Here is a 14,875-nt window from a genome sequence, read left to right on the forward strand (position 1 = left end):
GGCTGTTGCCCGTGCTGACACTGACCGTACTGACGACGGTCGCGTCAGCCAAAGACACCCCTCCGCCGGGTACTGCCTTTGAGAAGGCCTTGCTCGACATGCCGGCCAACTCCTGGTTGGAGGTCCCCAATTCCCAGATGAAGGAGGTCTGCGCTCCAGACAGCTTCGGGGTTCGGGCAACGATGGGCTGTATCGGGATTACCGAAGCATGGGGCGGCGGAGCTTACGCTCCGGGGCCGCGTCTTATGCTCGTTTGGGGCGGCGGCCACAACGACTACTGGGGCAACGAGATCTATGCGTTCGATCTGCGTGGGGGCCGCTGGACGCGACTGACCGATCCTAGCCCGGGCGAGGTCGTCAAGACAGGAGGCGGAGACCCGCTACCGGACGGCAGGCCCAATTCGCGCCACACCTACGGGGGCCTAGCCTACCTTGAGCATGTGGAGCGGCTGTTCGCTCAGGGCGGCGCGGTGTCTCCCGGCGGGGGTGGAAGTTCGGTCACGTGGCTGTTCGACCCTTCCCAGAAAACGTGGCACAACGCGGGCAGTGGTTCACGCCCCGGAGGCTACGGCCTCGCTGCCGCCTACGATAAGGCGGGCCATTCAGTCATCGTGCGTGCTGCGCGAGGCCTGTGGCGCTACGACGTCGATCACAACGCCTGGACCCAAATGGTCGGGTTCGGTTACCGCCCCCTTTGGCCCCGCTATGAGGTGGGTGGCAATAAGACGGCCGCTATCGATAGTCGGCGCCAGCTGTTCTGGTCGGTCGGAAACAATGACTTTCTGGTATGGGATATCGTCCGGAACCGGGTCGTCAGCAACGACTGGGTCACCCAAGGGGGAGCTCCGTACTCCAATGCCCACCGTTTGAAACCCTATCCGGACCAAGTGTTGGAGGCCGGCGGCGGAGAAATCCACGACGCCCAGGCGCCCGGCTTCGATTACGACAGCAAGGCAGACCAGTTCGTGGCATGGAAAGGCGGCGCGCCGATGATCCTCGACCTGGCGACCAAGACCTGGAAGGCGGGCAGCGCAACGGGCGCGCCGCCCGCGCAGGCGCGCAACGGCACTTACGGCCGCTGGCGCTACCTGCCCGAATACAACGTGTTTATCCTGGTCAATTCCGTCACCAGCAATGTTTTCTTTTACAAGAACACCGCTGGCGGTCCCCGCCGTGGCGGCAGCTAGCCGCCCCCACGGCTATCGCGCAGGACCGATGTAGCGGGTGGCGGCCACGACGTTGTCGATATACATCGGTATGTCGCGGGGCGTGGGCTGACCGCCCCCGTGATAGACGTTCATCCACACCTCCTCGATCTTCAGCTTGTCGGTGTGGCGGAAGATGACACCGGTGCGCTCGAACGCAAGACGGCCATCCACCCATCCGCGCACAATTCCGTCCGCCTGTCCCACGGTATTCATCTTCACGTACTGCTCGATGCAGTACCAGCGGTTCTTGTCGAGCACGCCGGCGTGTCCGCCCGCCCAGGTGAAGTGCCCCTCGCGCTGAACCCCGGGCACCTCTGGAACGGACAACTCGGTGCCAACCCCCACTTTGTCGTGCATCGAATGGCCTTCGGGCGCCTGGCGCCGGAACAGCATCCGCGCGTTCCACCCGTTGTAGCCGTCGGGAGTGCGTCCACCCCAGCCCGCGCGGCCGTAGGTTCCCGACAGCCCGGGCAGCTTGCCGCCGTCCACAGGCGTTTTCCATTCCGAAGGGAAACGCACGTAATAGCGCAGATAGGCCTCTTCCGGCTCCTTGCCCAGCTTTTCACGGAAACGGTAGCGCAGGTCAAGGCCGAGCTTGCCGCCGGCTGGCACCGTCACTTTGAGCGCCTTGCCCTGCAGCGGCGCAAAACCCGGGCCACTGGTTACCGCCTCGGCCTTGCTCTGCTCGCCGAAGATGCTCCAGCGCTTGATCCACCCTGCCTCCTCGAAGGTCTCGGTAAACAGCACCGCAGGATTGTCGGCAAGGCGCGCCTCGCCAAGCTGCGCTGCCAGTCCGGACTCGGGCGCGGGGGCCGGCTGGAGCACCGGACCGTCGAGCGCAAACGCGGACAGCAAGGCGCTGCGTCCGTAGATGTTGAGCGGGTACAGTTCCAGCGTCGCCTGACGGATGTTCTTCAGCCCTACCCCGCCCAGGTCGAAGTCGAGCACCGCATACTGCCCGGCGCCCGCGCGCATCGACTCCATGGTGCCGAGTGACTTGTTGGAGGTGCAGTTGAGATAGGTATCCGCCCGCGGAGGAAGTCGCTGCTCCCGTCCGTCAGCGGTCTTCACTACCAGACTGGGACGGAGGGCGGGATTCTGGTTCTCGCGCGTCGCCAGCACGATTTCAGGCCCGCCGATGCCGGAAATCAGCACTCCGTGAAAGCCGCTCTTGTCCGCCGCGCGTTTCAGCAGCGCTGTCAGATCAAGCTCCACGGCCCGGCTACCCACGCCCATGACCTGCACTGAGGCGAACGGTTTGGCACCATGCAGAGTGCCATTGGCATCCACCCAGTCACCGCCTTTTCGCACCCAGGACAAGCGCATCGAGGCATCGTAATCTTCACAGGTGGCGCCGCCGGGACCGTCTTCCATCCGGAGGATGGGCGGTGGCGCATCGGCGGCGGATACCGGATTGGGCAACACGGCAAGGGCTGCCAGCAGGGCGTTTAGCCTGGTCCAGCGGATCGCGACGCATCGCATGGCGTTCTCCTCAGTGTGCGCCCCCGCGCTCGCGGCCGATGCGCCGCATCTGGGTCAGCGCAATCCAGCTCGTCAGGGTATAGATGCCGTCCCAGGTCAGGCGCAACTTGTTTGCGCCGGCGTAAAGCTCCTGGATGTGCTGCGGCATGCCCGCCAGCCCCTGCGCGCGCAGGCGCTCGCCCAGCAGGGCGAACTCGTAGCGGCGTCGCGCGTAGCGGATCATCCGCTTCCAGTAGGCGCGCCAGTCTGCAAGCCGGGCCGGCGTCATGGATTCGAAGATGAAGCCGGCGTCGGCGCAAGGCGTGATGAAGCGCGAATCCATCGGATGCTGCGGGTCCAGATCCCAGCGCACCAGTGCTCCGATCAGGCCATCGTCACCTTCGAGACCCAGCGGAATGCGTGCGCGGGCGGCGATCAGGCGTTCGACAAAGCGACCGCGCAGTGCGTAGAGATTGGCCACCAGGCCGCGCTCCTCCAGCAGTTCGCGGCGGTCATGCTCCGCGCTGCGGCCCGAGGCGGGCGGCGCCCCCACGGCATTGGCCACCGGATCAGCCGCCAGCGCCTTCTCCATTGCGCTGAACGAACCCGGCACGAAGCGGGCGTCGCCATCCACGAAGAAGTAGATCGGGCGGCCCGGGCAGCAGGCCTGCACGGTTTCGTGGATGAAGACGTTCCAGGCGTTGCACTTGTCGCCGAGCGCAATCGACACCAGATGCACCGACGGCTGGCGCAGCGCGTAATCGCGCACGATCGCCTCGGTGCGATCGGTGCAGCCGTTGGCCATTACGTAGACGTCGAAGCTGCGTCCCGGGTCGGCCTGGAAAATGCTGTCCAGGCACGCCTCGATGTGGCGCTCCTCGTTGTGCGCCAGCACCATGACGGGAAACGCCGCCTTGGTTTCGTTTTCCCCCTGCATTGGAGTCTCTCCCGAACTGGTTTCTGGTCGTTCCGCCAATGGCGGTTGAGCGTTCGCCCCGCTCATGCTCCCACCTGGGCATGTTCAAGGCGACGCAGGTTGTTCATCAAGCGCAGGCCGAAGCGCATCGGCGAGCGATCCCAGGGCGTGAAGCGCGGCAACTGGAACAGGTCGGTTGCCGCATGAGCCGCCCCCGCAGCGGTGGACACGGCCGCCTTGAAACCCGCCGCGCGCACCATCTCGACATGTTCGGCCCGGTAGTCCGCCTCGGGGCGGCCGTTGGGATAGGCGAAGAGGTCGACCGAAGCGCCGATGATCGTCTCCAGACGCCGCTTGCCGTCCTCGATCTCACGCCGCGCAAGCTCGGACGGGGCCGTCGCGAGAATGGGATGGCTGCAGGTGTGTCCGCCGATTTCCATGCCCGCGTCGTGCAGACGCCGAACCTGGGCCGAGGTCATCATCAGATCGTCCGGCAACGCAGCACCCGCCCTCGCGCCGATTTCGGCCACAACCCGCGTGCGCTCCTCCGGTGGGCGGTGCTTGATTGCGGTCAGCACCGTGTCGATCGCGGCTCGCCGCGCCTCCGGGGTTTTGAGATCGAAACACCCGAGCGCAAGATCCCGCAGATCGAACACCCCGCCCTCCGCGCGGCGCACGGCTTCGATGACCGTGTCGTTCCACATGCGGCCGCCGTCGAGAAAGTCGGTGGCGACAAAGAAGGTGGCACTCAGCCCGTGGCGCTGCAGGATCGGCAGGGCCACATCGTGGTTGTCGGCATAGCCTCATCGAAGGTGATCGCCATTGCCCGCGCCGGCAGCCGCCCCTGCCGCAACAGTTCCACCGCCTGGCCCAGCGGCAACACGCGAAAGGCGCCGGACACCCAGCGCAGGATGCCGTCGAAGCGGCGCGCGTCCACCTCGCCCGGGAACAGCGGATCGGGGCGCGGCGCCACGCGATGAAAGATCAGGATGGACAGGCGCGCGCGCGGCCCCGACGGCGACATCAGCGCAGCGAGCGTGGAAAAGGCGTTCATGCGGTGCGTATCCAGTAGACAAGACGCCGCGCAAACGTCGGCCGTACCTTGACCGGCAGAGGTTCGACCGGCTTCTCCGCCAGGGTGGCGCGCTCGGCGCGCCAGCGCTGCGCCAGCACCACCGCCAGCACCACGTTATAGGGCAGGTCGAAATAGGCGAGGCTGAGGAAGGCGCCGCCCACGGCGAAGCCGACCAGCGATACCTGCGTCATTCCACCGAGTTGGAACAGCCACGCGATATCCGGTTTGTCCCTCGAATTCTTGCGCAGGCGCGCCGCCGCGCGCCATCCGGTCAACCAGACCATCAGGAACAGGAAGAGGCCGATATAGCCGTGCTCGCCCAACACCTGGAAGTAGATGCTGTGCGCCGCCCGGGCAATGCCCGCATCGAACTTGCTGTCGCTGTCCTTCGGCGAGTAGATCGCGAACACGAAGGGAACGTACATCGAATAGCCGGCACCGACCACTCGGTCGTTCGCCACATTGATCGCGGTCTGCCAGGCGTGGATACGGCCCATCGCCGAGCCATCCTCCTGATAAGTCTGGATCGTGTCCATGCGCTCATGCCACGACTGAGGCATGAAGGCGAGCAGCGCGAACGCGCCAACCACACCCACGATGGCCCCCGGCAACTTGCGGGGCGAACGCCACCACAGCACGAAGGCCATCGCAATCATCGCGAGGAACGCGCCGCGCGACTGCGACCCCGCCGCGGAAATGATGGACAGCCCCATCATCGCGACCAACCCTTGCCGCACCAGCTTGTAGGGGCTGGTCAGGCGCAGGAAGTTCATCAGCGGCACGGTCACGATCAGCGCCAGCGCGAGTTCGTTGTTGCCTTCGATGAAGCCCCCCGGCGGCCCCCACACCCGCCCCGACCCGCCGGTGAGAATGGTGTAGATGCCGCCCTTCACGCCATACAAGCCGAGCGACAGCACGACCACCCAGATGAAGAGGCGGATGTGTTCGCGCGTGTGGAGCACCGCGGCGGAAACCAGCACCATCAGCACGATCTTGAAGAAGCGATCCAGATCGCCCATCGAATCTGCCGGAAAGAAAGCGAACGCGGTTGTGATGCAAGTCCACGTTAGAAACAGCGCCGCAAACAGCAAGGGCGGCGGAAACATGAATTTCACCCGGTCGCGCGTCGTGAGCAGGCCGACCAGCGTCGCCGCGCCGACCACCGCAGCGATCGGCGCACTGTGCATGAAGCCGTACGTAAGCTTGTGGGGCGACATCATGCTGATCCATGTCCACAGCAGCACGCCCACATAGACGTGGCGGAAGACCAGGGGCAGCGTGATCGCCAGCAGGCCGGCAATCATCAGGTCACGCAACGGCACTAGTCGGCACTCCCTTCCCTGAACGGCACCCTCGCGCCCGCGCGCGAACGTACCGGCTGCGATGCCCGCAGCACCTCGTCGAACATCTCGATCTGCGCGCGGGTGGTCGCCTCCCAGCCGAAGCGGCAGGCGTAGGCGCGCGTGGCTGCGCGCTCCACGCCACCGGCGAGCACGCGCCCGATCGCGGCAACCAGCGCCGGCACGCTACGCGACGTTGCGAGTTCTCCGGCGGCCGGCTCGGTGATGATCTCGGCCATCCCCCACACGTCCGGCGCCACGGCACGCGTGCCGCAGGCCATCGCTTCGAGCAGCACGTTGGGCCAGCCCTCGCGGCTGGACGCGAGCACCAGCACGTCCGCGGCACTGTAATAGCTACGGAGTTCGGCCTGGGGCAGCACCGGCACGAAACGCACGTGCTCGGCCACGCCCGCGTCGCGCGCGCGTTGACGCAACGCCGCCGCGTCGGGGCCGTCGCCGATGATGACGAGACAGGTGTCCGGCAAGGCTTGCAGCGTGTCGATCGCGAGGTGATGTCCCTTCAGCTCGATCAGGTTGCCCACCGAGAGAAGCACCCGACCGCTCAGCCCAAGGCGTGCCCGCGTCGCTTCGCGCGGCTCCTCGAAGAACAGTCCGGTATCCACGCCATTTCGCAGCACCTTCACCCTTTCGATGCCGAGCCGCGCCATCTCCTCCGCCAGCGCGGCGCTGACCGCAGCATTGGCCCCGGCGCCCCGCGCCGCCCAGCGCAGCATCGCGCGCGGTAGCGTGCGGCCGGGCCAGAAGGTGATGTCGCTACCGCGGGCGGTCACCGTATAGGGCTTGCCGACCCAGCGTGCCAGCAGCGCGGCGGCGACGCCGTCGGGATAGTAGAAGTGGGCGTCGATGAGGTCGAAGTCGAAGCCGTCCGCGATCAGGCGGCGCACCGCGGGCAGCGCTGCCGCCGCCATCGCCAGCGCGGTGGCGCCGGGTGGACTGCCGGGAATGGACAGGAAGCGCGGATGAAGAACATCGAGCGCGCCCCGCCGTTCTCGACGGGGCACACGCGCAAAGGTGGCGAACCGCCCCCAGCGCGAGGACTTCGATGGGAACCAGGGGACCGGCGCGACGACACGGAGGTCTACGTCGCCGCTGTCGAGCAGCTTGGCGGCACGGGTCTGGATGAAAATCCCGTGGCGCGGCTGCTCGGCGTTCGGAAACAGCGAGGAAAACAGTAGCACGCGACGCACTCAGACCTCCGCGGCGCGACGGGGCCGGGGCGCAACGGGCGCCAGCCTTACCAGCACAGCCCTTCAACCTCGGCCCGCAGCGCCTGCGGGTTGGGCAGGCGGACCAGGTCAAGCACCTTCTGCTCGGGCCGGCTGTGGGTGGCGAGCGCATCGAAGATGGCGGGGCTGGAGACGCCCACGATCAGCACTTCGGCCTCGCCGATCACCGCATCGAGTTCCGGCTTCAGCAGTTCGCCGATGTGGGGCAACTGGGTTTCGATGAATCGCCGGTTGGCACCGAGCAGGCGCGAGAGCTGCACATCCGGGTCATAGATCGAGAGCTGCATGCCCTTGCCGATCAGTTGCTCGGCCAGCGTCACCAGCGGACTTTCACGCAGGTCGTCGGTGCCGGTCTTGAACGACAGGCCCAGCATGCCCACCCGCCGGCAGCCGGACGCAAGCACCTTCTGGATCGCCTCTTCGACGTGGTGACGGTTGGACTGCAGGATGCCGTTCAGCATCGGCAGTTCGACGTCGTGGGTCTTGGCCAGGTAGCTGGTGGCACGCAGGTCCTTGGGCAGGCAGGAACCGCCGAAAGCGAAGCCCGGCTTGAGGTAGGCCGGCGAGATGTTGAGCTGGGTGTCCTGGCACACCAGTTCCATGACCTCGAACGGATTGACCCCAAGCGCGCTGCACAGGCGCGCGGTCTCGTTGGCGAAGGTGATCTTCAGCGCGTGGAAGTTGTTGCAGCAGTACTTCATCATCTCGGCCGCGCGCACCGAGGTTTCGAGGAACTTGCACGGCAGATGGCCGAACAGCTCGCGCAGGCGTTCGGCCGGGTAGGCGTGGTTGGCGCCGACCACGGTAAACGGCGGCTTGTCGTAGTCGCGGATCGACGAGCCCTCGCGCAGGAACTCCGGCTGGAAGCAGAGGTGGAAATCCTCGCCGTCGCGCTTGCCGGATTCGGTTTCGATGATCGGCTTGAGGCTGCCCTCGACCGTGCCGGGCACCAGCGTGGAGCGGAACACCAGCACGTGCGGTGCAGACTTCTCGGCCAGCGCGCGGCCGAGGTCACGTGCCAGCCGCAGCACCGCGCCCTGGTCCTGGCTGCCATTGGGGGCGGACGGCGTGCCGACGCAGATCAACGAGATTTCGGTATCGAGGACCGCCTGGCGCACATCGGTGGTGACGCTCACACGGCCGCTGGCGGCGACGTTCGCCATCAGCTCCACCATGCCTTCTTCAACCACCGGCGTGGTGCCGGAGCGGATGAGTTCGAGCTTGGTGGCGTCGATATCCACGCCCACAACCTGGTGGCCGTCGCGCGCAAGGCAGGCGAGCGATACCGCGCCGACATAGCCCAGGCCGAAAATGCTGATCTTCATTGCGTCGTTTCCTCGTTACCGTGAAATTCCTTCAGGCAGCGCCCGATGATGCCGTCCAGGCGTTCCATCGAGCGCGGCCAAGCGTGATGCGACAGCATGCGGGCCCGTCCGGCACGCGCCAGTCGCTCGCGCTCCGCCGGTGCCTGCAGCACCCGCAAAATCGCCTCAGCATACTCCACCGGGGTATCGGCGACGAGGAGATGCTCCCCTTCCAGGGCATCGACACCACCGGCGGCGATGCGGCTGGAAATCACCGGAACGCCCATCGCCATCGCTTCGAGGATCTTGTTCTGGGTGCCACGGGCAATCGCCAGCGGCGCCACCATCGCTGCCGAGCGCAGCACGTAAGGCCGCACGTCCGGCACCGAACCGGTGACCGTCACGCCCGGCAGTTCGCCCAGCTTGGCCACCGCGGGCGAGGGGTCGGCGCCCACGATGAGCAGCTTCATGCCCGGGCGGCGCTCACGCAGCAGCGGCCACACGGTGTCGCAGAAGCGGAACATCGCCTCCTGGTTGGGGTAATAGTCCATGCGTCCGATGAAGCTGATGGTGTCTTCATCGTAGCCACCGCCGTCCGGCTTGAAATACTCGGCGTCGACGCCGTTGGGAAACCAGTCCGTAGAGACACCGGTGCCGTAGGCTTCCAGCGTTTCCCACTCGGCGCGCGTCGTGGCGGTGCACAGGTCGAAGCGCGCGGCGAGGCGTTTCTCCTCGCGCTCCATCTTGATGCCTTCCAGCCAGTAGCCGAACTTGAGCGGAAAAGGCTTGTAGTGGACGTACTCGAGCCACTTTTGCGAATCCATGTCGCCAAAGTCGAGAATCTTGGGAATGCCGCGCACGTCGGCCACGTACTGTGCCACCGACGAGCAATGCACGAAGATCAGGTCGAAGGCTTCGCGCGCGATCAGCGCCTTGATGCGACGCGCGAGATCAGGCGAGTAGAAAAAGCCCATGGACGAGGGGACCGGCGTCGGCAGCCGCGCCACCATGCGGATGACCTGGACCGGATTGGACACCCGCCCCATTTCGTACCCCGCGCAATGCGGCGCGATGCCGCGCCCTTCCTCGGCCTCGGCCTCACTGCGCGCGAGCGAGCACACCGTCACCTGATGCCGCTGCGACAGGTGGCGGATCATGTTGAACGGCCGGATCTTTCCGCCCCGCTTGGGCGGGAAGGGAAAGCGATGGCAGACGTAGAGGATCTTCATGCGACCAGGCTCTTCAACTCCGCGGTGACATCGTCGACGCTGTGGCGGTCGAGATGCACGCGGCTCCAGATTTCAAGATTCATCAGCGCGAGCAAGGCATCGGTACCGTCGATCCGCGCGGCCTCGTGGTCGGCCACCAGGCGGGCCACGACCGCGGGGTCGAACAGACCGCGGTCGCGCACGACATCGGCGGCGAGCAGGCGGCGCAGCACCGGCGCCAGTTGCTGCTTCAGCCACGCGCCCATCGGCGTACCGAAACCGCGCTTGCGGCGGTCGAGGATGTCGGGCGGCAACACATCGGCGAGCGCCGACTTCATCAGGTGCTTGAGGCGTCCGTTGCGGACCTTGAGGCTTTCCGGAATGGACGCGGCGAGTTCGACCAGGGCGCGGTCGAGCAGCGGCACGCGGCATTCGAGCGACACCGCCATGCTCATCTTGTCGGTAAGCAGCAGCAGGTCGTCCGGCAACTGGGTTTCGGCATCCACCGCGAACATGCGGTTGAGCGCATCGTCGTTGCCAGCCGCGGCAAAGGCAGCGGCAAGCGCATCGCTGCCGCCCGGCTGCCCGCGCGTCAGCGCAGCCACGTCGTCGCGCGCCAGCACCTGCAGGTAGTGGCGGTAGCGGTCGTCGGGCGCCAGTTCGGACGAAGCCAGGAGGCCGCGCGCGAGCCGCAGGGTGTTGAGCACCTTGGAGTGGCGATCGCTCGGCAGCAGCCCGGCGGTCCGTGCCATCAGTCGGCGCGACCACAGTGGGAGGCGGGCGAGCTTGTCGAGGTAGTGGCCGCCGAGATAACGGCGATACCCGCCGAACAGTTCGTCCCCGCCGACCCCCGACAGGATGACCTTGACGTCGCGACGGGCGAACTCGGACACCAGGTAAGTGGTGATGAAAGCGGAGTCGGCCACCGGCTCGTCCATGTGCCACAGCAGCCGCGGCAGCAGGCCGACGACATCCGGACGGACGACGATCTCGCGATGCTCGGTGCCGAAAAGCCCCGCCACCTGGCGCGCGTAGGGCAGTTCGTTGTACAGCTGCTCGGCCTCGCCGCCTTCAAAGCCGATGGCATAGGTGCGGATCGGCTGGTCGGAATGGCGCGCCATGTAGGCGACCACCGCGCTGGAATCGACTCCGCCGGAGAGGAAGGCGCCGATCGGGACGTCCGCCACCATCTGCCGATGCACGGCGGCCTCCATGCCGGCGCGGATGCGCTCGACCCACTCGGCCTCGCCCACCGTGCGGTCCACGGTTTGCGGCAGACGCCAGTAGCGCCACTCGCGCACGCCCTGGGCATCCACCGACAGCAGCGTGGCCGGCGGCAGCTTGCGGATCCCGGCGAACATCGAATGCGGCGCGGGCACGTAGCCGAGATGGAGGTAGTCGCCCAGCACCTCGCGGTTGAGCGCGGGCTGCATGCCGGGCAGCGCCAGCAGCGCCTTGGCCTCGGTGGCGAAGGCAAGCAGGCTCGCGGACTGGTGCACGTACAGCGGCTTCACGCCGAGGTGGTCGCGGCCGATCAGCAGGCGCTGGCGACGGGCGTCCCACAGCGCGAAATTGAACATGCCGTCCAGTCGATGGACGAAATCGTCCCCGTGCTGGTCGTAGAGGTGCAGCAGGACCTCGCTGTCGGACCCCGTCTTGAAGCGGTAACCGCGCGCCTGCAGCTCCTGGCGCAACTCGCGGAAATTGTAGATCTCGCCGTTGCAGACCACCCACAAGGTGTCGTCGGCATTGGAGATCGGCTGATGGCCGCCGGCCAGGTCGATGATGGACAGGCGACGCATCGCGATGCCGCAGCGTCCGCCCGGCTCGATGTGCTGGCCTTCGTCATCGGGCCCGCGGTGTCGGGTGACATCCCCCATTGCGGACAGGTGCGCACGCTCGACCGCGCGGCCATCGAAGCGATAGAAACCGTGGATGCCGCACATCTCAGCGCGCCTCCGCCAGCGTCATGTCGCGCCCGCGGCTGGCCAGCGCGCGGCGGTAGACCTCGCGATAGCGGGCGACGCTGTTCTTCCAGGTGCGCTCGCGCTCGACGAAGGCGCGCGCCTGGGCGCGGATCGCGGGCCACTGCGCGCGATTTTCGAGCACCGCGGTGATCGCGTCGGCCAGCGCATCGACCTTGCCGGCCTCGAACAGGAAGCCGGTTTCGCCGTGGCGGACGAGTTCGCGATGACCGCCCACGTCGGACGCGACGAACATGCGCCCCTGCGCCATCGCCTCCAGCGGCTTGAGCGGGGTGACCAGTTCGGTGAGGCGGATGGGCAGCCGCGGGTAGGCCAGCACGTCGATCAACTCGTAGTAGCGCTGCACTTCGGCGTGCGGTACACGGCCGGTGAACACAACCCGCTCGGCCACGCCCTGCTCCTGCGCCTGGGCGCGCAGCGCGGCCTCCTGCACCCCGCCGCCGACCAGCAGCAGACGTACGGCGGGAAAGCGTTCGACCAGACGCGCGAGCGCGGACACCAGCAGGGAGAGCCCCTCGTAGCCGTAGAAGGACCCCGCGAACCCGATCACGGTGCAACCTTCCAGGCCCAGTTGCTGGCGCAGCGCCGCGTCCGCCTGGGCGCCGAAGCGGAAGCTGTCGGCATCGACGGCATTGGGAATCACCGTGACCTTGTCGGCAGCCACGCCGCGCACCGTGATATCGCCACGCAGGCCTTCGCAGATGGTGGTGACCTGATCTGCACGGTGAAGCGCGAAGCTCTCCAGTGCCCGGGAGACCCGGTAGCGCAGGCTGCCTTCGGTGGTGGTGCCGTGGTCGACGGCGGCATCCTCCCACGAGGCCCGCATCTCATAGACGACCGGCAGCCCCCGGCGGCGCGCGACCCACAGGGCGGGCAGCACGTTGAGCACCGGCGAGTGGGCGTGGACAACATCCGGCCGCAACGTGCCCACCAGTTCGTCCAGGCGCGCGGCAGTCAGCCGCATCTGGCTTACCAGCCCCGCGCCGTTCGGGGCCGGCGTGCGGTGGAACAGCAGGCCGTCCGCTTCCTCTTCGGTTGCAGCGGAGAAACCCTGCTTGGGCGTGGTGAGATGGAAGGTTTCCCAACCGAGCGCGCGCTGTTCGCGCAGGATGGCCGCGGTGCGGAAGGTGTAGCCGCTGTGCAGCGGCAGCGAATGGTCGAGGATGTGGAGGATGCGCACCGGGATGTCCTCAGGCAAGCGCAAGATCGGCGCCGGCAGCAACCGGCGCCGCTGCGCGGTCCAGATTGCGCACGAAGGCTTCGAACATCATCAGCGTCCACAGCGGGGCCGAGTAATCGCGCGCGCCGGACTGATGCGCATCGAGCAGGTGTTCGAGATAGGGCCGGTTGAAAATGCCGGTGGATGCGAGCGTGCCGCCCAGCACCGCCTCACGCACGCGCTGCTTGAGCGGGCCCCGGAACCAGCGCGCGAGCGGTACCGAAAAGCCCATCTTGGGCCGATACAGCACATCGTGCGGCAGCATCGGCTCCATCGCGCGCTTGAACACGTACTTGCCCTCCCCGCCCTTCATCTTCAGCGCCGAGGGCAAGGTTGCAAGCCACTCCACCAGCGGATGATCCATCAGCGGCTCGCGCACTTCCAGTGAGTGCGCCATGCTGGCGCGGTCGACCTTGGTGTTGATGTCGCCGACCAGGTAGGTCTTGAGGTCGAGGTACTGGATGAATGCGAGCGGGTCGTCGGTGCCGGCCGCGGCGGCGTGGCGGCGGAAGACCTCGATCGCGTCGTAACCGCCGAGCTGGGCCCGGAAGGACGCGGAGAACAGCTGGCTGCGCATATCGCGCCGCAGAATGGAAACCGAGTGGAAATAGGCTTCAACCGCGTCGCGCGCGAGGGCCTGGAAGGTGGTCTTGGCGCGGAACACGCGCGGCGCCCAGTCGGCCTTGGGGTACAAGCGGCCGAGCAGCCCGAACAGGGGTTGGCGCACCCCCAGCGGCAGCGCCGAGCGCATCCGCTCCTCCATCAGGTGCAAGCGGTAGCGGCGGTAGCCCCCAAGGCTCTCGTCGCCGCCATCGCCGGACAGTGCAACCGTGACGTGTTTGCGCGCGAGCTGGCACACCCGGTAAGTCGGAATTGCCGAGCTGTCGGCGTAGGGCTCGTCGTACAGCGCCGCCAGCGTGTCGATGAGGTCGAAGTCGTCGGACTCGACCGTCTCCACATGGTGGTTGGTGCGATAACGCTCCGCCACCATGCGTGCGAACTCGGACTCGTTGAAGCGCGGATCCGCGAAGCCGATCGAGCAGGTGTTTACCGGGGCGTCGCTCAGCGCTGCCATGGTGGCCACCACCGCGCTCGAATCCACCCCGCCGGACAGGAAGGCGCCCAGCGGCACCTCGGAGATCATGCGCAGCCGCACCGATTCGCGCAGGCGTTCGGTGAGTTCGGCGCAGGCGTCGCCGAGCGACAGGGGATTGTCGAGCGTGAAGCGGACATCCCAGTAGCGCGTGGGCGCCACGACCGGCTGACCACGCCGGATGCAAAGGCTTTCGCCCGGTCCGAGCTTGCGGGCGCCTTCGAAGATGGTGCGCGGCTCTGCGATGTAGCCGAGCGCGAAGTACTCCTCCACCGCCAGCGGATCGATGCGGCGATCGAGCCCCGGGTGCTGCATCAGCACCTTCAGTTCGGAGCCGAAGGCCAGCGTGCCGTCGGCCAGCAGGGCATAGAACAACGGCTTGACCCCGAGACGGTCGCGCGCGAGGAACAGGGTTTCGCGCTGACGGTCGTGGAGCACGAAGGCGAACATGCCGCGGAAGCGGTGCACGCAGGCTTCGCCCCAGGCCTCCCACGCATGGACGATGACTTCGGTGTCGCTGCGGGTGTGAAACACGTGGCCGAGGGCTTCAAGCTCCGGCACCAGTTCCTGGAAGTTGTAGATCTCGCCGTTGAACACCACCGCGACCGAGCCGTCCTCGTTGAACAGCGGCTGCTGCCCGGTGGCAAGGTCGATGATGGACAGGCGCCGGTGGGCGAGCGCAACCCCCGGCTCGAAGTGATATCCGCCCTCGTCCGGGCCGCGATGATGCTGGATGTCGTTCATGCGCGACATCAGGCCGCGGTCGAAGTCGCGTTTGCCCCGGGTATCGAACAGGCCGGCGATTCCGCACATGCTTAG

General features: G+C 66.9%; 12 protein-coding genes. 1 reads left to right on the forward strand and 11 read right to left on the reverse strand.

The genetic code is table 11. The features are described from left to right. Positions 1-11: 11 nt before the first annotated feature. On the forward strand, positions 12-1,187 hold the full coding sequence (locus dqs_RS20850; RefSeq protein ID WP_157108209.1) for a hypothetical protein: 1,176 nt from the start codon (positions 12-14) through the stop codon (positions 1,185-1,187). Between the two features lie 12 nt (positions 1,188-1,199). Here the strand turns inward: dqs_RS20850 and dqs_RS16775 are convergent, their stop codons facing one another. The 11 genes from dqs_RS16775 to dqs_RS16820 all read right to left on the reverse strand — a co-directional run bounded on the left by dqs_RS16775 (position 1,200) and on the right by dqs_RS16820 (position 14,869). After that, positions 1,200-2,690, reverse strand: coding sequence for a polysaccharide lyase (locus dqs_RS16775; protein ID WP_065341201.1), 1,491 nt, complete (start codon positions 2,688-2,690; stop codon positions 1,200-1,202). A gap of 10 nt (positions 2,691-2,700) precedes the next feature. After that, positions 2,701-3,606 carry a glycosyltransferase family A protein gene (locus tag dqs_RS16780; protein ID WP_011766988.1) on the reverse strand — a complete coding sequence of 302 codons (906 nt, stop codon included), beginning with the start codon at positions 3,604-3,606 and terminating at the stop codon, positions 2,701-2,703. Between the two features lie 62 nt (positions 3,607-3,668). Then, positions 3,669-4,367 carry a polysaccharide deacetylase family protein gene (locus tag dqs_RS16785; RefSeq protein WP_236778699.1) on the reverse strand — a complete coding sequence of 233 codons (699 nt, stop codon included), beginning with the start codon at positions 4,365-4,367 and terminating at the stop codon, positions 3,669-3,671. Next, positions 4,334-4,639: a hypothetical protein gene (locus dqs_RS21145; protein WP_236778700.1), complete on the reverse strand. Its 306-nt coding sequence runs from the start codon at positions 4,637-4,639 to the stop codon at positions 4,334-4,336. The genes dqs_RS16785 and dqs_RS21145 overlap by 34 nt, the downstream gene beginning before the upstream one ends. Further along, positions 4,636-5,982, reverse strand: coding sequence for a putative O-glycosylation ligase, exosortase A system-associated (locus dqs_RS16790; protein WP_065341202.1), 1,347 nt, complete (start codon positions 5,980-5,982; stop codon positions 4,636-4,638). Before dqs_RS16790 ends, dqs_RS21145 begins: the two co-directional genes overlap by 4 nt. After that, positions 5,982-7,208, reverse strand: a complete 1,227-nt coding sequence (locus dqs_RS16795; protein ID WP_065341203.1) for a glycosyltransferase — start codon at positions 7,206-7,208, stop codon at positions 5,982-5,984. Before dqs_RS16795 ends, dqs_RS16790 begins: the two co-directional genes overlap by 1 nt. Before the next feature lie 47 nt (positions 7,209-7,255). Continuing rightward, positions 7,256-8,572: a nucleotide sugar dehydrogenase gene (locus dqs_RS16800; protein WP_065341204.1), complete on the reverse strand. Its 1,317-nt coding sequence runs from the start codon at positions 8,570-8,572 to the stop codon at positions 7,256-7,258. Next, entirely contained in the window at positions 8,569-9,780 is a 1,212-nt protein-coding gene (locus dqs_RS16805; protein ID WP_065341205.1) for a TIGR03087 family PEP-CTERM/XrtA system glycosyltransferase, read from the reverse strand. Before dqs_RS16805 ends, dqs_RS16800 begins: the two co-directional genes overlap by 4 nt. After that, positions 9,777-11,705: an asparagine synthase (glutamine-hydrolyzing) gene (asnB, locus tag dqs_RS16810; protein ID WP_065341206.1), complete on the reverse strand. Its 1,929-nt coding sequence runs from the start codon at positions 11,703-11,705 to the stop codon at positions 9,777-9,779. The genes dqs_RS16805 and asnB overlap by 4 nt, the downstream gene beginning before the upstream one ends. Position 11,706: 1 nt before the next feature. Continuing rightward, positions 11,707-12,924, reverse strand: coding sequence for a TIGR04063 family PEP-CTERM/XrtA system glycosyltransferase (locus dqs_RS16815; protein WP_041643928.1), 1,218 nt, complete (start codon positions 12,922-12,924; stop codon positions 11,707-11,709). Between the two features lie 10 nt (positions 12,925-12,934). Continuing rightward, a complete protein-coding gene (locus dqs_RS16820) occupies positions 12,935-14,869 on the reverse strand; it encodes an XrtA/PEP-CTERM system amidotransferase (RefSeq protein ID WP_065341207.1) in 1,935 nt (644 codons plus the stop codon). Between the last annotated feature and the right edge of the window lie 6 nt (positions 14,870-14,875).

Source organism: Azoarcus olearius (assembly GCF_001682385.1).
GTDB classification, from domain to species: Bacteria; Pseudomonadota; Gammaproteobacteria; order Burkholderiales; family Rhodocyclaceae; genus Azoarcus; species Azoarcus olearius.